Genomic DNA, 16,005 nt, shown 5'->3' with positions numbered 1-16,005 from the left:
CACGCCCGGCCGCTCCGAACGCGGCGAGCGTGCAGCGCCGCTCACGCTCGCTCGACGGGCAGCCAGAGCTCGGTCGTCGCCGCAGCGAAGTCGGGCGAACGCTCGAGCACCGCGACGATAGACGGGCCCGGCCGCAGGCGCCACGGGTTCGACGGGAACCACTCCGTCGCGGTCGCCGCCCACGTCGTCTGCAACGCGGCCGGATATTCGCCCGAGGTGCGGAACACCGCCCATACGCCCCCGGGGGCCTCGATCGCCGCGAGATCATCGGGCACCTCCGCGTCGCCTGCAACGGCCACACCGTGCAGGTAGGTGAGCTCGCTCCCCTCGGTGTAGTCGGGATCGACGTCAGCGCTCACCTGCAGCAGGCCTGCCGGCTCCGTGCTGCTCAGGGCCTTGAGCCGCTCGTGTTCGTCGGCAGGCAGCGCGGCGATGTGCGCCTGGATATGGGGATCGATGCCGTCGTGGATGAGCGGCACGCGGGCGGCGTGGCCGACGAGGCGGAAACCGGGCTTCTCGATGATGCGGGCATCCATGGGGGTGCTCCCTTCGACAGTCAGGCGGAACCGGAGGAGAGGTTGACTTCGAAGGGGGCCGCCGCCGCGACGGACGTCGCCGTGGCTGACGCCGTGCACCGCCTGGAAGGCGCGTCCGAACGCCTCGGTCGAGCCGTAGCCGTAGCGCACCGCGATCGTGAGCAGATCCTCGTCACCGACGACATCGACCGCGGCCGCGGTCATCCGGCGCCGCCGGACGTACTCCGACACGGGCATGCCCGCGAGAGACGAGAACATCCGCCGTAGGTGGTGGCCGGTGGTCCCGGATGCCGCGGCGAAAGCGTCGACGTCGAGGTCACCGTCGAGGTGCGCCTCGATCTCCTCGACGAGTCCGTTGAGGATCTCGATCACGGCCGGCCTCCCTTCTCCTTCGACTCTCGCCTGCCGCGCCGTGGGGCACCCGACTTCCCGTGCCCGATGCGATCGGGTGGCGGCGCTCGGTCAGGGGCGCCCGTCGTCGCGGAGCGCCGCGGTCATGCCCCGCAGCATCCGGAACAGCCGCGCCTGGTCGTCGGCGTCGAGGTCGGCGAGCATGCGCGCCTCGACATCCCGGACGGCCGCCGTCGCAGCGGCGAGGCGCCGCCTCCCGCGCTCGGTGAGCTGCGTGGGCAGCGCTTTGCCGCTCGGGGCCGCGTCGGGGCGCGTGACGTCGCCGTCGCGCTCGAGCGCCTGCAGCAGCACGTTCATGGACTGCCGGGTCACGAAGGCGCCGCGCGCGAGCTCGGAATTCGACATGCCCGGACGCTGCGCGAGCAGTTCGAGGCACGAGTAGTGCGTCATCGTCATTCCGAGTGGACGCAGCACGGCCTCCATCGCCGTGCGCAACGCGCTGGAAGCCTCCTTGAGCGCGTACCCCACCGAGGTCTCGAGATCGATGCCGTCGACGCCTTGACTCATGTCAGTATTCTGACATATATTCGATGTCAGTTATCTGACACACGATTGGACGCGACATGCCTGTCACCGGCCCCGACTTCATCTCCCTGCAGACCCGCGATCTGGATGCGGCGCACGCCTTCTACGCCCGCTATCTCGGCCTCACCCGCTCCCCCGCCGGGCCACCGCACGCGGTCGTCTTCGAGACCACCCCGATCGCGTTCGCCCTGCGCGACCTGGCTCCCGGCACCGACCTGACCGACGTCGCGCGGCCGGGCGTCGGCGTCGCGCTGTGGCTGCAGGCGACCGACGTGCAGCAGATCCACGACGCCCTCGCCGCCGACGGTCACACGATCGTCTCCGCGCCGATCGACGGCCCCTTCGGGCGGACCTTCACCTTCGCCGACCCCAACGGGTACCACGTCACCCTCCACGACCGCGGCTGACGGGCACACCGCGACAGGTCAGGCGAGCTTCGCCTTCACGTAGGCGACGAGCGCGTTGGCGTGACCGTGACCGAGTCCGTGCTCGGTCTTGAGCCAGTCGACGACCTCCATGTGCTTCTGCCCATCCCAGCGCTCGACGATGAGATCGAGCCACTCCTGGACCGGCCGGCCGTACGTCTTCTCGATGCTCGGGAAGTACGACGCCGGCCCCTTCACCTTCGTCCCGTCGGCGGGCGGGGTGGGGGCGGTCACGCGATGCTCGGCCATGCCGCCCACGCTAGCGGCGAGCGCCGACGCGCGCCTCACCCGGCTGACAATTCGCGTCTGCCCCCCGCCACGGCCCCTTACTTCGTCTCGTGCCGCGCAGAATTCAGGCTCAAGCGACGTTCGGCGCCACGATCACGCCTCGATGGAGCCGCTGAGCCTGAATTCCGCCCGGCTTTGCCCGCGGACGAACCGCGACCTGTCGCGGGCGCGTCGCGTCACGCGCGATGCTGCTGCGGCGGATCTCCTCTGGGTTGCGTCGACGTCCGCCGACTCGGGTCAAGTCCCTTTGCGTGGTGTCACTCCAGTTGTTCCCTGTGGTGGGTGGTGGTCAGGCGGTGAGGTAGAGCTCGGGGCGTGCCGGCTCTGCGTGGTCGTGGAGGGTGTGGACGAGTTTGCGCATGGAGATGTCGGAGAAGTAGCGGCGTTCGCCGTAGGACCATTCCTCGTGCTGCTCTTGGATGACGGCGCCGATCAGGCGGGTCACGGAGCCTTGGTCGGGGAAGATCTGGACGACGTCGGCGCGGCGTTTGATCTCGCGGTTGAGGCGTTCGATGGGGTTGTTGGACCAGACTTTCTGCCAGTGCTCGCGGGGTAGTGGTGCGAACGCGGTGAGGTCGGGTTCGGCGGCCTCGAGCATCTCGGCGACCTCCGGGAAGGAGCTGCGCAGGCTGTCCGCGACGGCTTTGTATTGGGCAAGCACCGCCTCGGAGGTGGTCTGCGCGAAGATCGTCGAGATCAGCGCGTTGACGGGCTTGGAGCGGGCCGAGCCGAGCTTCTGGGTGACGTTGCGGGCGAAATGGACTCGGCATCTCTGCCACCCGGATCCGGGCAGGATCGCCTTGATCGCGGCTTTCAGGCCGGCGTGGGCATCGGAGGTGACCAGGGCGACGCCGAGCGGATCGGCGTCGGTGGCGACCTTCAGTCCCCGGTCGCGCAGGCTGCGGAGGAACTCGGTCCAGAAGTCGGTGGTCTCCGCATCCCCGAGGCTCATGCCGAGGATCTCGCGGCGCCCGTCGCCGCTGACGCCGGTGGCGACCACGAGGGCTTGGGAGACGACGCGGCCGCGGTGGCGGACGTCGAGGTAGGTGGCGTCGAGGAACAGGTACGGGAACCAGGTGTGATCGAGTCGGCGGTGCAGGAACTCGTGCACGGTTTCGTCGATCTCTGAGCAGATCCGAGAGACCGTCGACCGGGAGATGCCGGTGTCGTTGCCCAGCGCGCGGATCAGCTGGTCGACCTTGCGGGTGGAGACCCCGTCGATCCATGCCTGGCAGATCACGGCGTAGAGGGCCTTATCGACCCGGCGACGCGGGTGCAGCAGGCTCGGGAAGAACGACCCCTCCCGCAGCTTCGGGATCTGCAGGTCCACCTCCCCGGCCGGGGTCGCCAGCGTCTTGGGTCGGGTGCCGTTGCGGCGTGTGGTGCGCTCAGGGGTGCGCTCATGCGGGGCCGCGCCGATCTTCACGGTCGCTTCCGCGTTGATCAGGTCCTGCAGGCCCGCCTGCAGCATCCGACGGAACACGTCCGAGTGAGCCAGGTCGGGGTCGGCAAGGACTTCGCCGATCAGAGTCGTCAAGGCAGACTGGTGGTGGGTCATCGTGGGATCTCTTCTTTGCTTCTTGGCGGAAACAACTGGTCATCCCACGGTGGCCCTTCATCGCCTACGACGACGAGAACCCCGCGGGAAGTGACACCACGCTAAGGGACTCAGCCCCGACTCGGATAACCGGCTCCGGGTCACCCGGCCGCGGACGGTGTAGCGCCGCTCGGCGTCCCGCCTGGCGGCGGCCCGAGATCGACGCCGCCGCCGAGCTCCCGTGCCACAATCGCGGCATGGGAGACTTCCGCACTCCTCAGATCGTGCTGTTCACCCGGGACATCGACCGCGCGGTGGCCTTCTACCGCGCGGTCGGCTTCGAGGAGGCGTTCCGCACGCCGTCGACCGGGACGCCGATCCACGTCGACCTCGTCCTGGACGGCTACCGCGTCGGACTCGCCACCGAGACCAGCACCCGCGAGGACCACGGGCTCCAGCCGGTCGCGCACGGTCAACGCGCCGCGGTGATCCTGTGGACGGACGACGTCCACGCCGGGTATGCGCGGCTCGCCGGCCTCGGCGCGCGCTCGGCGAAACCACCGGAGCCGTGGCTCGACCGGCTCCTCATCGCATGGGTCGAAGACCCGGACGGCCATCTCGTGCAGATCGTGCACGCCACCCGCTGACGGCGGCCCGGCGAGCGCTCAGTTGTTGAAGCGGAACTCCACCGTGTTGTTGTCATGTGTCAACACGAGCGCGTCGCTATCGGCGACAGTACGCCCTATCTTTAGCCCATGGCTCCGTCCGTGCGCCGAGCGCTCTCCGTAAGTCGTCACCTGCTAACTTGCGCGGCAATCGGGTTCGCGTGCGGCGCGATCCTCGGTGTCATGTGTGTGCTGATCGGGTGGTTTCCCGGTGCTATGGCGGCATTTGCCGAGCACCCGAATTACGTTGATCCGCGCCTCTCTCTTCTAGCGTGGTGCGCCACGTGGGCCATTGTGTGCGGCGCAGTGGGTTTTGTCATCGGCGGCACCGTCGGTGCATTCAGGGCCACGACGCCAAGCTCCGACCAGCTTCGGGCGCTCGCCACGTCATCCACGTGAAAACGGAACTCCACCGATCTGCCGAGTTCGCCCGTCTGCCGTCGCGCGGTACCCTCACCGCGAAGCAGAAGATGAACGGCTTTACCTTCCCGTCCACATCGTCTTTATGAGCGTCTTAGGGGTGCTCTTCATCGGCTTCGTCGTCCTGACCTTCGCCAGCTTCGGCTACACCACCTACGTGCTGCCCTCGCCGCTGGTGTACGGGCTGCTCAGCCTGTGCGCCGGAGTGTCCGCCGCGCGGGAGGCGAGGGCGGTCTTCCTGATGCGGAAGGCTCAGCGCTGATGCATGTCATCATCCACGTTGAAAGCGGAACTCCACGACGTCGCCGTCCTGCATGACGTAGTCCTTGCCCTCGAGGCGCGCCTTGCCCTTCGCACGGGCCTCGGCCACCGACCCGAGCGCGACGAGGTCGTCGAACGAGATCACCTCGGCCTTGATGAAGCCCTTCTCGAAGTCGGTGTGGATGACACCGGCCGCCTGCGGCGCCTTCCACCCCTTGCCGATGGTCCACGCGCGCGCCTCTTTCGGCCCTGCGGTCAGGTACGTCTGCAGCCCGAGCGTGTCGAACCCGATGCGGGCCAGCTGATCGAGGCCCGACTCCTCCTGCCCGGTCGAGGCGAGGAGCTCGGCGGCTTCCTCCGGGTCGAGGTCGATGAGCTCAGACTCGATCTTGGCGTCGAGGAACACCGCCTGGGCGGGCGCGACGAGGGCCGCGAGCTCCGCCTTGCGCGCCGCATCCGTCAGCACCGCCTCGTCGACGTTGAAGACGAAGATGAACGGCTTGGCGGTGAGCAAGCCCAGCTCGCGGATCGGCGCGAGGTCGAGGCCTGTTGCCGACAGCAGCTGCCCCTTCTGCAAGGCGTCCTGCGCGGCGAGCGCGGTCTCGAGGACGGCGGGGTCGAGCTTGCGGCCCTTGACCTCCTTCTCGTACCGCGTGATCGCCTTCTCGAGCGTCTGGAGGTCGGCGAGCTGCAGCTCGGCGTTGATCGTCTCCATGTCGCTCGCGGGATTGACTGCACCTTCGACGTGCACGACGTCGTCGTCGGAGAATCCGCGCACGACCTGCGCGATCGCGTCGGCCTCGCGGATGTTGGCGAGGAACTGGTTGCCGAGGCCCTCGCCCTCGCTCGCACCGCGGACGATCCCGGCGATGTCGACGAACGACACCGTGGCCGGCACGACCCGCTCGGAGTGGAACACCTCGGCGAGCTTGTCCAGCCGCGGATCGGGGAGGTTCACCACGCCCACGTTCGGCTCGATCGTGGCGAACGGGTAGTTCGCCGCGAGCACCGAGTTCTTGGTCAGCGCGTTGAAGAGAGTGGACTTGCCGACGTTCGGCAGTCCGACGATTCCGATGGTGAGAGCCACGGGAGTCCAGTCTAGGCGGGCGGATGCGGCGGCCCGCCGCGGGCGGCGTCGTCAGCCGGCGGCGTCCACCCGCCAGCGCATGAGCACGTTGGCCGACTCCGCCCACGTGCGCGTCTCCAGAAGGCGCAGCGCGACAGGTGGACGCCGATCGAACAGCGCCACCCCGGTGCCGGCGATGAGAGGGAAGGTCACGAGGTGCAGCTCGTCGACGAGACCCTCGTGCATGAGGTCGTTCCACTGGCGCCGGCCGAGGAGGATGAGGATCGTGCCCGACCCGGTCGTCTTGAGCCGGTTCACCTCGGCGACCGCGTCGGCGAGGCGCACGATCCGCGTCGACGGATAGGGCGCGAGGTCGTCGGCGGTGAGGGTGTCCGACACGACGAACTTCTCCGCCGCGAGGAACAGCTCGGCGAAGCGTCGCCGCACCGGCGTCGCCGACGGGTTGTCGCGCACACCCGACCAGTAGCTCAGGTTGCCGAGCGACGAGCGCTTCCCCGCGAGCAGCAGGGTGCCGGCCTCCTCGAGCAGCGACAGCGTGTAGTGGTCGAAGGAGTCGGCACCGTCGTAGTCCGGGTGGTGGAACTCGAAGAACGACGCGATGTCGTGGTCGTCGTCCTCGTACCGGCCGTCGACAGTGACGAAGTTGCAGACGATGAGCGGGCGTGCGGTGGTCATGGGCGGATGCTCCGGAAGGCGTGGGTGACGTAGGGCAGCTCGACGGTCGCCTCCCCGACGGCGCCGACGCGGTCGAGGAGGTCGCCGAGCGCGGCCTCGATGCGGGCGCGCTCATCGGGGGCGGCGGTGACGATGTAGCTGCGCGAGCGCGCCATCGCGAGCAGGTCGGCGCGGGTCATGGCGCGCGACCACTCCCAGCGTTCGCGCTCGATGTCCGCGAAGGGCGCGGCCACCGCGACCCCGCCCTCCTCCGACAGCACCTCCTCGGCGTGGCTGCCATGCATCACCGCGGACAGCTCGGCCACCCACGGCACCCGGTCGTCGCGGATGTTCCACACCATCCCGAGCACTCCCCCGGCCCGCACGACCCGGCCGACCTCGGCGGACGCCGCTGCGACGTCGACCCAGTGCCACGCCTGTCCGAACAGCACGGCGTCGACCGCCGCATCCGGGAGCGGCAGGCTCTCGGCGCGTCCGACGAAGGTGGGGACGCCCGCGACATGGGTCCGCAGGGTCTCGAGCATCGCCGCATCCGGGTCGATCGCGACGACCTCGGCGCCGAGCTCCACCGCCACGCGCGTGAGCTTGCCGGTGCCGGCGCCCACATCCGCGACACGCGCCGGCCGCTCGGGTGCGCGCACGGGCTCGAGCAGCCACGCGATGGCCTCGGCCGGGTAGCCCGGCCGGCCCGCCTCGTACTCGGCGGCCACGGCCCCGAACGACGTCGACATCTCTTCGCGGCTCGCCATACGGCCACCGTACGCCCGCTCGGCGTCACGTACTCAGGCTCCGCCGCCGATCCGACCGCCGCGGACCGCGGATCGGCGGCGGACGGCACCGGCCCGCCGCATCCGCAGCCTGAGTTCGTGACGTGCCCGGCGCGCCTCCGCGCCCGACGGCGGCGGCCCGCGACGCTGAAGTCGTGCCACTGGATTTCACCGCGATCGACTTCGAGACGGCGAATGCCAGCAACGCGTCGGCCTGTGCGGTGGGGATGGTGCGGGTGCGCGACGGTCGGGTCGTCGCCTCCGCGGAATGGCTCATCCGCCCGCCCGCGGGGCACGATGCGTTCTCCGAGTTCAACACCGGGATCCACGGCATCCGCGCCGCCGACGTCGCGCACGCCGACGACTGGAGCACGCAGCTGTCGCGCCTGACGGCGTTCGCCGGCGCCGACGTGCTCGTCGCGCACAACGCGGGCTTCGACATGGCGGTCCTCCGCCGCGCGTGCGAGGTGACCGGCGACGCGTGCCCGCCGTACCGGTACCTGTGCAGCCTGCAGGTCGCCCGGCGCACGTACGACCTCGACTCCTACCGCCTGCCGTCGGCCGCCGCGGCCGCGGGGTTCACCGGGTTCGCGCATCACGACGCACTGGCGGATGCCACGGCCTGCGCGCACATCGTGATCGACGCCGCCGCCCGGGCCGGCGCCGACGACGTAGCGGGCCTCGCCGCGGTCGTGGGGGTCCGCGTGTCGCAGCTCGCGGCGACCGAAGCGGCCTTGCTCGCCGTCGCCTGACGCGTGTCGGAGGCCCCCCTCATGCTCGTGCCATGGACGCATTCGCCCTCCTCCTGCTGATCGTCGGCGCACTCGTCGGCCTCGTCGCCGGGTTCGCCGTCGGATCCGCGCGCGCCGCCGGTCGCGCAGCGCGCGAGCGATCCGATCTCGCCGCACGCGTCGCCGCCGCCGAGGCCGCCCGCTCGGGCGTGCAGGCGCAGCTCGAGCACCAGCAGCTGCTCTACCGGGAGCTCGCGTCGCAGACGCGCGCCGACCAGGCCTCGCGCGAGGAGCGCGAGCGTCGCGAGCAGACGGTGCTGCGTGCGCTCGTCCCGGTGCAGGAGACGCTCACGACGATGCAGCGCAAGGTGGAAGACCTCGAGCGCGAGCGTGGCACGCAGTTCGCGACGCTCAGCGAGCAGCTGCGCCGCGCGCACGCCGCGGAGGAGTCGCTGCGCGCGACGACCGAGTCGCTGGCATCCGCGCTGCGGTCGGGGAGCACGCGCGGCGTGTGGGGCGAAACGCAGCTGCGCCGGGTCGTGGAGGCGGCGGGCCTCACGCGCTACGTCGACTTCGACGTGCAGGCGACCGTCGCGACCGACGCCGGCACGGCGAGACCCGACATGATCGTGCGTCTTCCCGGCGGCAAGTCGCTCGCGGTCGACGCCAAGGTGCCGCTCGACGCGTACCTCGAGGCCAGCGCCCTCCCGCACACCGCCACCGGCGCCGAGGCCGCCCGCCGCGCCCAGCTGGTCGAGCGTCACGTGAAGGCGGTCCGCGCGCATGTGGACGCCCTGGCGAAGAAGGCGTACTGGTCGGCGCTGGAGACGAGCCCCGAGTTCGTCATCTGCTTCATCCCCAGCGAGTCGCTGCTGGCCGCCGCCCTCGACGCCGACGCGGGGCTCCTCGACTACGCGTTCGGCAAGCGGGTCGCACTCGCTTCGCCCGTGAACCTGTGGGCGGTGCTCAAGACGGTCGCCTTCACGTGGACGCAGCAGGACGTCTCCGACGAGGCGCGGCGCCTGTTCGCGCTCGGCACCGAACTGTACGAGCGCATCGGGACGGTCGCGGGCCACGCCGACGACCTCCGCCGCGCGCTCGAGCGCACGGTCGACAGCTACAACCGTTTCGCCGGGTCGCTCGAGTCGCGCGTGCTCGCGAGCGCGCGCCGCTTCCCGGGCGTCGACGACACGAAGCTCGACGCCGTCGCGGCGCCGGCGCTCGTCGACAAGCCGATGCGCCGGTGGACGGCGCCCGAGCTCGTCGCCCCCGACTTCCTCGCCGCAGGGTCCGTCGTGCCTGACGCGGACGCTGAGCCGGCGCCGGATCCGGCGCTCAGCGCCGACGTCGGCGACCTGCGCGGGCGCCTGCAGGACTGACACCCGCAGCCCCGCGGCCGAGCGCCGCGACGGGTGTCAGTTGTTGCCGCATCCGCCCAGGGGATGCGGCGCGACGCGCCACTCGAAGGCGCGACGGATGCGGCGGGTCAGGCGCCGCCGGGGACGAAGCTCAGGAGCGCGATGACGGCCGTGGAGACGAGCACGAACGCCCCGATCATCCACCACGCGCTCGGCTGGTGACCTTCGTCGCGGCGGACGCGGAACAGCACGTCGGGCCGGCGCGCAGGGTCGACTGCGTCGGCGATGACAGCGTGGGCACCCGTCTTCGGTGCGGGCGTGCCTGTCGTGGCGGACATTGACTACCCCTCGATGATCGGTCAGATGAACCAGCATCCCCATCGACACCGCAGGCAATTTTGCCAGAGAACCCTGGAAGAGGTCGTCACGACTCGATCACGACGGTGCCGAAGCGATCATCCACCCGTGCGCGCTCGCCACGTGGCCTCTTGCGCGGCGCGTCGGGTTGCCGTAGTGATCGCCCCTCAGCGCGGGTTGCGGGAATGCACCGCGACCGGTCAGAGCCACTTCGACGTGAGGTGCTCCGACGAGATGCGCCGCAGGGTGCCCGAGGCGCCGCGCAGCACGACGCTCTCGGTGTAGACGTAGTCGCGCTCTCGACGGACGCCGGCGACCAGCTGACCGTCGGTGACGCCCGTCGCGACGAAGATCGTGTTCCGGCCGGTCACCAGGTCGTCCGCTTCGTAGACGTAGTCGTCGAACTTCAGGCCGGCGTCGATGCCGCGCTGCTTCTCGTCGTCGGTCTGCGGCCACAGCCGCCCCTGGATGTGCCCGCCGAGCGCCTTGATCGCGCACGCCGTGACGATGCCCTCGGGGCTGCCGCCGATGCCGATGCACATGTCGGTGCGCGCGTTGTGCCGAGCGGCGTTGATGCCGCCCGCCACGTCGCCGTCGCTCATGAGGCGGGTGCCCGCGCCGGCCTCGCGGATCTCCTCGATGAGCTTCTCGTGCCGCGGGCGGTTCAGCACCGACACCACGATCTCGTCGACCGGCTTGTCGAGCGCCGTGGCGAGGCGACGGATGTTCTCTCCGACGGGCAGGCGGATGTCGACGACGCCGACCCCGGCTGGGCCGGTGACGAGCTTGTCCATGTAGAACACGCTCGACGCGTCGAGCATCGTGCCGGCGTCGGAGACCGCGATCACCGAAAGCGCGTTCTGGCGCCCCGCGGCGGTCAGCGACGTGCCGTCGATCGGGTCGACGGCGACGTCGCACTGTGGGCCGCGTCCGTTTCCGACCTTTTCGCCGTTGTAGAGCATCGGCGCGTGATCCTTCTCACCCTCGCCGATGACGATCGTGCCGTCGAAGTTCACCGTCGAGAAGAAGGCCCGCATCGCGTCGACGGCGGCGCCGTCGGCGGCCTCCTTGTCGCCGCGACCGATGAAGGGGACGGCGCGGATCGCGGCAGCCTCCGTCGCGCGCACGAGCTCGAGGGCAAGGTTGCGATCCGGATGCAGCGGGCTCATGTCGGCTGTAAGGCTCACCATGCGGTCAGCCTAGCCAGCGGGGTAAAGGAATCGACCGGTATCGCACGGACGTTCAACGAAGGAATCGCGATTCTTTCCAGCTGGCAAGGTCGCGGGCGCTCCCAGGCCGGATGAGCGAGCGTCCGCCGGGATCGGCCTTCGCTAGGCTGACCGGGAATCCACACGCTTTCCCCGAGGAGCACCCATGCCCGTCGCCACTCCCGACCAGTACGCAGAGATGCTGGACCGCGCCAAGGCCGGAGGCTTCGCCTATCCCGCCATCAACGTGTCGAGCTCGCAGACGATCAACGCCGTCCTGCAGGGCCTCACCGAAGCCGGATCCGACGGCATCATCCAGGTCACGACCGGCGGCGCGGACTACTTCGCCGGCCAGAGCGTCAAGGCCCGCGCCTCGGGGGCGCTCGCCTTCGCGCGCTTCGCCACCGAGGTCGCCAAGAACTACCCGATCACGGTCGCCCTCCACACCGACCACTGCCCGAAGGACGCGCTGCCCGGCTTCGTGCTGCCCCTCATCGAGGCGTCCGAGGAGGAGGTGCGCGCCGGCCGCAACCCGATCTTCCAGTCCCACATGTGGGACGGCTCGGCGGTGCCGCTGGACGAGAACATCGCGATCGCGAAGGACCTCCTCCCCCGCATGAAGAACATCCACGCGATCCTCGAGATCGAGGTGGGCGTCGTGGGCGGCGAGGAGGACGGCGTGCAGCACGAGGGCTCGAACGAGGCCCTCTACACGACTGTCGGCGACGTCACGAAGGCCGTCGAGGCGCTCGGCCTCGGCGAGCAGGGTCGCTACATCGCCGCGCTCACGTTCGGCAACGTGCACGGCGTGTACAAGCCGGGCAACGTCAAGCTGCGCCCCGAGCTCCTCGGCGAGATCCAGGCGGGCATCGCCGAGCGCTTCGGCACCGGCCCGAAGCCCCTCGACCTCGTCTTCCACGGCGGCAGCGGCTCGACCGACGCCGAGATCGCCGAGGCCGTCGCCAACGGCGTCGTCAAGATGAACATCGACACCGACACGCAGTACGCCTTCACCCGGTCGATCGCCGGGTACATGTTCGGCAACTACGACGGCGTCCTCAAGGTCGACGGCGAGGTCGGCAACAAGAAGCAGTACGACCCGCGCGCGTGGGGCAAAGTCGCGGAGTCGGCGATGGCCGCGCGCGTCGTCGAGGCCACGCAGCAGCTCGGCTCGCACGGCAAGTCGCTCGGCGCCTGACGCCGATCCCGGATGCCCCGGTCCCGCGTTCGCGCGAGGCCGGGGCATCCGGCGTCCCGGGCGCCGGCCCCCGCCACGGCGGTCGGGTCAGGCGTCGTACACGTCGAGGATCGTGGGCGCGCCCTCCGGCGCCGGCGTGACCGCGATCGCGTCGCCGGCGCTGATCTCCCCCGCCCGCACGACGCGCAGGTAGGCGCCCAACCGGCGTGCGTCACCGAAGCGTCGCACCCAGCCGCGCTCGTCGCGACCGCCGACCCAGCGGGCGAACGTGGCGCACGGAGTGCGGGGCGAGGTCACCTCGAGCTCGACGGAGCCGCCGATGCGCCAGCGCTCGCCCACGCGCGCCCGATTGACGTCGAGGCCGTCGATGCGGAGGTTCTCGCCGAACCATCCAGGCGGCAGATCGCGGCCGAGCTCGCCCTCCCAGTAGGCGGCGTCGTCCTGCGCGTAGGCGTAGACGGCCTTCTCGCGGCCGCCGTGGTGCTTGCGGCTGGCCTGCACGTCACCGCGCAGTCCGTACACCCCGACGCGCACCGCCCCGGCGACGGGGCGCTTGTCGATCGCGGTGACGCCGACCGAACCGGAATCGCGGTGCAGCTCGTGGACGACGCAGGCGGCGAGGAGGACGGGCATCCCGCGATCGTATCGGCGGTTCGCCGCGCGACCGATCAGGACGAGGCCGCGTCGTAGCGCATGACGACGTCTTGCGTGCCGTCGAGGCGGCGGATCTCGATCGACCCGATGTCGCCGAGCGGGAGGTCGGTGCCCGCGCTGAGCCGCGTGGTCGATCCGGGCGCGGCGCGCCATGTCGACAGCGTCGACGTCGTCCCATCCCGGCCGACGACCGCGAGCGCGTACGGGAAGCCGTCCTCCGGCGTGTCGAGCACCGCGCCGGTGTACTGGCACACGAGCTCGATCTCCGTGCCCCACGGCGCATCCGTCAAGCGCACCGAAGCCTCCAGCGGCGCCCCGGCGACGTCGTCGAGCACGTGGGTGACGCCTTGCGGCTGCGTCAGGGCGACCGCGACCGGAATGGAGATGCTGCCGATGATGAGCGCGGCGGCGGCCGCGAGCGTCCAGATCGCGCGCCGGCGCGCGCGACGCTGGCCGAACGCCCGCACGACGCCGGCCCGCAGCTGCGCCGGCGGCTCGTCGGCGACGTCGCCGAGCGCGCGGGCGCGTTCCGCCGGCACGCGGGAGAGCAGGCCCGCCGTAGGCGCGAGCCGCGCCACGGCGTCTCGGCACGCAGCGCACTCGGCCATGTGCTCCTCGAAGATCCGTCGATCGGTCGGCGACAGCGCCCCCAGGACGTAGGCGCCGTCCCATTCCGCGACGCGGTCGTGCTCGGCGCTCATCGCGTCACCCCCCTCTCCTGCAGCGCGAGCCGCAGCGCACGCATCCCGTAGTGCAGCCGCGACTTCACGGTGCCCTCGGGGATCCCCAGCTCCTGTGCGGTCTGCGCCGTGCTGCGCCCGCCGTAGTAGGCCGTGACGATGACGGCGCGGTGGTCGTTGCTGAGCGTCGCCAGCGCGTCCTCGATGAGCAGCGCGTCGAACAGCGCGTCGGTGTCGTCGGGGCGCTCGGTCTCCGGCAGCTCAGCGACGACCGCCTCGTGCCGGCGCCGCGCGCTGCGCGCCTCGTCGATGACGAGGTTGCGCGCGACGGTCATGAGCCACGCCCGCGCCGACGCCGGATCGTCGAGGATCCGCGGCAAGCGCCACGCGCGCAGCAGCGCCTCCTGCACGACGTCCTCGGCACCGGCGCGGTCTCCGGTGAGGCTCACGACGTACCGCCAGACCGGCGCCGCGTGGGCGTCGTACAGCGCCGCGAGTCCGCGCTCATCGCCGGTGCGCATCGTGCCTCCTGGAGTCCCTCACCGGTGACACGAGACGCGGCGCGGTGCGGTTCACCGCGGAGCGGACGCCGATCGGATCGCGTCGAGGAAGGCAGGATCCGACAGGAGCGGGATCGTGAGGAGCACCGCGACGACGGTGGTCGTGGCGACCGCCCCGACGAGCGGCATCCAGAAGGCGATACCGCCGCGGCGGACGCGGCGCCACGACAGGATCGCCGTCACGGCGAATCCCACCGCGTAGGTCATCGCCGCGGCGGGGCCCCACACCGACGCCCCGGCGGTGTTCGTGAAGGTGCCCCCGACGCCGAGCACGGCGAGGTAGTCGTTCGTGAAGGTCGTGAAGTCGAACAGGCGTGGCACCGTGAACGCGACGTTGACGAGGCCGTACGCCAGGAGGGCGATCGTGACGATGCGGTCGGCCAGGCGCGGCCCCGACGCCGGCGGGGGGACGGGCTGCGCGAGCGGATGCGGCGGATCCGCCGCGGGACGCTGCCCGCTGTCGAGCGCGTCGGTCGTATCGGGACGTGCGATCCGCGCGCGCTGCTCCTCCGGTGTGGCGTATTCGCCGTACTGGGGGCGCGGGCGCCCGTCGGGATCGCTCATCCGCGGCCTCGACCGCCGAGGGCTCGCGCGTCGCGGCGGCCCGCCGCATCGGAGCGCAGCTCCTTGGGCAGCGAGAACATGAGGTCCTCCTCGGCGGTGCGCACCTCCTCGACGTCGCGGTAGCCGGCGCCGGCGAGCTCCTCGAGCACTTCCTGCACGAGCACCTCCGGCACGGACGCGCCGCTGGTGACGCCGACGGTCTCGACGCCCTCGAGCCACTCCTGCTTCACCTCGTCGACATAGTCGACCCGGTAAGCCGCCTTCGCCCCGTGCTCGAGGGCGACCTCGACGAGGCGGACGCTGTTGGACGAGTTCGCCGACCCTACGACGATGACGAGGTCGGCGCCGGTGGCGACCTTCTTGATGGCGACCTGCCGGTTCTGCGTCGCGTAGCAGATGTCGTCGGAGGGCGGGTCCTGCAGCTGGGGGAACCGGGCGCGCAGGCGCCGCACCGTCTCCATCGTCTCGTCGACGGAGAGCGTGGTCTGCGACAGCCACACGACCTTCTCGGGATCGCGCACCTGCACGGTGTCGGCCTCGTCGGGCGAGTTGACGATCGTCACGTGGTCGGGTGCCTCGCCCGCGGTGCCCTCGACCTCTTCGTGCCCGAGGTGCCCGATCAGGAGGATCTCGAAGTCGTCGCGGGCGAAGCGGACCGCTTCGCGGTGCACCTTCGTCACGAGCGGGCATGTCGCATCGATCGCCTGCAGGCCGCGCTCCGCGGCGGAGGACACGACCGCCGGCGAGACACCGTGCGCGCTGAACACGACATGGGCGCCCTCGGGCACCTCGTCGACCTCCTCGACGAAGATCGCACCCTTGGCCTCGAGCTCCGAGACGACGTGCACGTTGTGGACGATCTGCTTGCGGACGTACACGGGCGCACCGAAGCGCTCGAGCGCCTTCTCCACCGCGACCACCGCGCGATCCACACCCGCGCAGTATCCCCGGGGTGAGGCCAGCAGCACCTTCTTGCGTCCCTCGACGGGGATATCCTGGAGGCGCCCGCGGCGCTCCGGGATGCGGGGAACGGGCAGCGACACGACCGGTGAGCTCACCCCTCGATTCTACGAGGCGCCCCTGAACGACGGCCGCATC

Annotated in this window: 20 protein-coding genes; 6 read left to right on the top strand and 14 right to left on the bottom strand. The window is 70.8% G+C overall.

Annotated features, from left to right (window positions below; genetic code table 11):
- Positions 1-41: 41 nt before the first annotated feature.
- Positions 42-908 carry an AraC family transcriptional regulator gene (locus tag EI169_RS06655; protein WP_125131633.1) on the bottom strand — a complete coding sequence of 289 codons (867 nt, stop codon included), beginning with the start codon at positions 906-908 and terminating at the stop codon, positions 42-44.
- 90 nt (positions 909-998) lie between these two features.
- Positions 999-1,454, bottom strand: coding sequence for a MarR family transcriptional regulator (locus EI169_RS06650; protein ID WP_125131632.1), 456 nt, complete (start codon positions 1,452-1,454; stop codon positions 999-1,001).
- A 56-nt stretch (positions 1,455-1,510) separates the two neighbouring features.
- On the opposite strand from EI169_RS06650, the gene EI169_RS06645 reads away from it, so the two are divergent.
- Positions 1,511-1,879 (top strand): VOC family protein, encoded by a 369-nt coding sequence (locus tag EI169_RS06645; protein WP_125131631.1) that lies wholly within the window; start codon positions 1,511-1,513, stop codon positions 1,877-1,879.
- Between the two features lie 18 nt (positions 1,880-1,897).
- Here EI169_RS06645 and EI169_RS06640 read toward each other — a convergent pair whose 3' ends face one another.
- Both EI169_RS06640 and EI169_RS06635 read right to left on the bottom strand, forming a co-directional pair.
- Positions 1,898-2,146, bottom strand: a complete 249-nt coding sequence (locus EI169_RS06640) for a DUF4287 domain-containing protein (RefSeq protein ID WP_125131630.1) — start codon at positions 2,144-2,146, stop codon at positions 1,898-1,900.
- Positions 2,147-2,474: 328 nt separating this feature from the next.
- Positions 2,475-3,743 carry an IS256 family transposase gene (locus EI169_RS06635; RefSeq protein WP_125129915.1) on the bottom strand — a complete coding sequence of 423 codons (1,269 nt, stop codon included), beginning with the start codon at positions 3,741-3,743 and terminating at the stop codon, positions 2,475-2,477.
- A 236-nt stretch (positions 3,744-3,979) separates the two neighbouring features.
- Here EI169_RS06635 and EI169_RS06630 point away from each other — a divergent pair, with 236 nt between their 5' ends.
- Positions 3,980-4,369: a VOC family protein gene (locus EI169_RS06630; protein WP_125131629.1), complete on the top strand. Its 390-nt coding sequence runs from the start codon at positions 3,980-3,982 to the stop codon at positions 4,367-4,369.
- Positions 4,370-4,892: 523 nt separating this feature from the next.
- Positions 4,893-5,069, top strand: a complete 177-nt coding sequence (locus tag EI169_RS16550) for a hypothetical protein (protein WP_164515454.1) — start codon at positions 4,893-4,895, stop codon at positions 5,067-5,069.
- Between the two features lie 9 nt (positions 5,070-5,078).
- On the opposite strand, the gene ychF is transcribed toward EI169_RS16550, so the two are convergent.
- The 3 genes from ychF to EI169_RS06615 are packed head-to-tail and all read right to left on the bottom strand — an operon-like array spanning position 5,079 to position 7,579.
- Positions 5,079-6,155 carry a redox-regulated ATPase YchF gene (ychF, locus tag EI169_RS06625; RefSeq protein WP_125131628.1) on the bottom strand — a complete coding sequence of 359 codons (1,077 nt, stop codon included), beginning with the start codon at positions 6,153-6,155 and terminating at the stop codon, positions 5,079-5,081.
- Between the two features lie 51 nt (positions 6,156-6,206).
- The gene (locus tag EI169_RS06620; RefSeq protein ID WP_125131627.1) at positions 6,207-6,830 is read right to left on the bottom strand and encodes a dihydrofolate reductase family protein; all 624 of its coding nucleotides are present in this window, start codon (positions 6,828-6,830) and stop codon (positions 6,207-6,209) included.
- The gene (locus EI169_RS06615; RefSeq protein WP_125131626.1) at positions 6,827-7,579 is read right to left on the bottom strand and encodes a class I SAM-dependent methyltransferase; all 753 of its coding nucleotides are present in this window, start codon (positions 7,577-7,579) and stop codon (positions 6,827-6,829) included. Before EI169_RS06615 ends, EI169_RS06620 begins: the two co-directional genes overlap by 4 nt.
- Positions 7,580-7,752: 173 nt before the next feature.
- On the opposite strand from EI169_RS06615, the gene EI169_RS06610 reads away from it, so the two are divergent.
- Together EI169_RS06610 and EI169_RS06605 are read left to right on the top strand one after the other, a co-directional pair.
- Positions 7,753-8,349 (top strand): exonuclease domain-containing protein, encoded by a 597-nt coding sequence (locus EI169_RS06610; protein WP_125131625.1) that lies wholly within the window; start codon positions 7,753-7,755, stop codon positions 8,347-8,349.
- 32 nt (positions 8,350-8,381) lie between these two features.
- Positions 8,382-9,707, top strand: coding sequence for a DNA recombination protein RmuC (locus tag EI169_RS06605; RefSeq protein ID WP_125131624.1), 1,326 nt, complete (start codon positions 8,382-8,384; stop codon positions 9,705-9,707).
- Positions 9,708-9,814: 107 nt separating this feature from the next.
- On the opposite strand, the gene EI169_RS06600 is transcribed toward EI169_RS06605, so the two are convergent.
- Complete coding sequence (locus EI169_RS06600) at positions 9,815-10,024, bottom strand: UDP-N-acetylmuramyl pentapeptide phosphotransferase (RefSeq protein ID WP_125131623.1); 210 nt, start codon at positions 10,022-10,024, stop codon at positions 9,815-9,817.
- 219 nt (positions 10,025-10,243) lie between these two features.
- A complete protein-coding gene (gene glpX / locus EI169_RS06595; RefSeq protein ID WP_125131622.1) occupies positions 10,244-11,233 on the bottom strand; it encodes a class II fructose-bisphosphatase in 990 nt (329 codons plus the stop codon).
- Positions 11,234-11,417: 184 nt separating this feature from the next.
- On the opposite strand from glpX, the gene fbaA reads away from it, so the two are divergent.
- Complete coding sequence (gene fbaA, locus EI169_RS06590) at positions 11,418-12,449, top strand: class II fructose-bisphosphate aldolase (RefSeq protein WP_125131621.1); 1,032 nt, start codon at positions 11,418-11,420, stop codon at positions 12,447-12,449.
- Between the two features lie 87 nt (positions 12,450-12,536).
- On the opposite strand, the gene EI169_RS06585 is transcribed toward fbaA, so the two are convergent.
- Genes EI169_RS06585 through EI169_RS06565 form a run of 5 tightly spaced genes read right to left on the bottom strand, consistent with a single transcriptional unit; the run spans position 12,537 to position 15,965 of the window.
- The gene (locus tag EI169_RS06585) at positions 12,537-13,082 is read right to left on the bottom strand and encodes an MOSC domain-containing protein (protein WP_125131620.1); all 546 of its coding nucleotides are present in this window, start codon (positions 13,080-13,082) and stop codon (positions 12,537-12,539) included.
- 35 nt (positions 13,083-13,117) lie between these two features.
- On the bottom strand, positions 13,118-13,804 hold the full coding sequence (locus tag EI169_RS06580; RefSeq protein WP_125131619.1) for a zf-HC2 domain-containing protein: 687 nt from the start codon (positions 13,802-13,804) through the stop codon (positions 13,118-13,120).
- Positions 13,801-14,304 carry a sigma-70 family RNA polymerase sigma factor gene (locus EI169_RS06575; protein ID WP_125131618.1) on the bottom strand — a complete coding sequence of 168 codons (504 nt, stop codon included), beginning with the start codon at positions 14,302-14,304 and terminating at the stop codon, positions 13,801-13,803. Before EI169_RS06575 ends, EI169_RS06580 begins: the two co-directional genes overlap by 4 nt.
- Before the next feature lie 51 nt (positions 14,305-14,355).
- On the bottom strand, positions 14,356-14,907 hold the full coding sequence (locus tag EI169_RS06570; RefSeq protein ID WP_125131617.1) for a DUF6264 family protein: 552 nt from the start codon (positions 14,905-14,907) through the stop codon (positions 14,356-14,358).
- A complete protein-coding gene (locus EI169_RS06565) occupies positions 14,904-15,965 on the bottom strand; it encodes a 4-hydroxy-3-methylbut-2-enyl diphosphate reductase (RefSeq protein WP_205783890.1) in 1,062 nt (353 codons plus the stop codon). Before EI169_RS06565 ends, EI169_RS06570 begins: the two co-directional genes overlap by 4 nt.
- Positions 15,966-16,005: the final 40 nt, after the last annotated feature.

The organism is Microbacterium sp. 10M-3C3 (assembly GCF_003931875.1).
Classification (GTDB): Bacteria; Actinomycetota; Actinomycetes; order Actinomycetales; family Microbacteriaceae; genus Microbacterium.
Note: the sequence above shows the minus strand (reverse complement) of the source record. Positions and strands in the feature narration are given on the sequence as shown.

Excerpts from the sequence above, each read along its gene's own strand:
- EI169_RS06615 (WP_125131626.1), bottom strand. The coding sequence starts at position 7,579 with ATGGCGAGCCGCGAAGAGATGTCGACGTCGTTCGGGGCCGTGGCCGCC.
- EI169_RS06620 (WP_125131627.1), bottom strand. The coding sequence starts at position 6,830 with ATGACCACCGCACGCCCGCTCATCGTCTGCAACTTCGTCACTGTCGAC.
- EI169_RS06600 (WP_125131623.1), bottom strand. The coding sequence starts at position 10,024 with ATGTCCGCCACGACAGGCACGCCCGCACCGAAGACGGGTGCCCACGCT.
- EI169_RS06630 (WP_125131629.1), top strand. The coding sequence starts at position 3,980 with ATGGGAGACTTCCGCACTCCTCAGATCGTGCTGTTCACCCGGGACATC.
- EI169_RS06635 (WP_125129915.1), bottom strand. The coding sequence starts at position 3,743 with ATGACCCACCACCAGTCTGCCTTGACGACTCTGATCGGCGAAGTCCTT.
- EI169_RS06605 (WP_125131624.1), top strand. The coding sequence starts at position 8,382 with ATGGACGCATTCGCCCTCCTCCTGCTGATCGTCGGCGCACTCGTCGGC.
- EI169_RS06575 (WP_125131618.1), bottom strand. The coding sequence starts at position 14,304 with ATGCGCACCGGCGATGAGCGCGGACTCGCGGCGCTGTACGACGCCCAC.
- EI169_RS06585 (WP_125131620.1), bottom strand. The coding sequence starts at position 13,082 with ATGCCCGTCCTCCTCGCCGCCTGCGTCGTCCACGAGCTGCACCGCGAT.
- fbaA (WP_125131621.1), top strand. The coding sequence starts at position 11,418 with ATGCCCGTCGCCACTCCCGACCAGTACGCAGAGATGCTGGACCGCGCC.
- EI169_RS06650 (WP_125131632.1), bottom strand. The coding sequence starts at position 1,454 with ATGAGTCAAGGCGTCGACGGCATCGATCTCGAGACCTCGGTGGGGTAC.
- EI169_RS06645 (WP_125131631.1), top strand. The coding sequence starts at position 1,511 with ATGCCTGTCACCGGCCCCGACTTCATCTCCCTGCAGACCCGCGATCTG.
- EI169_RS06570 (WP_125131617.1), bottom strand. The coding sequence starts at position 14,907 with ATGAGCGATCCCGACGGGCGCCCGCGCCCCCAGTACGGCGAATACGCC.
- EI169_RS06640 (WP_125131630.1), bottom strand. The coding sequence starts at position 2,146 with ATGGCCGAGCATCGCGTGACCGCCCCCACCCCGCCCGCCGACGGGACG.
- EI169_RS06580 (WP_125131619.1), bottom strand. The coding sequence starts at position 13,804 with ATGAGCGCCGAGCACGACCGCGTCGCGGAATGGGACGGCGCCTACGTC.
- glpX (WP_125131622.1), bottom strand. The coding sequence starts at position 11,233 with ATGGTGAGCCTTACAGCCGACATGAGCCCGCTGCATCCGGATCGCAAC.
- EI169_RS16550 (WP_164515454.1), top strand. The coding sequence starts at position 4,893 with ATGAGCGTCTTAGGGGTGCTCTTCATCGGCTTCGTCGTCCTGACCTTC.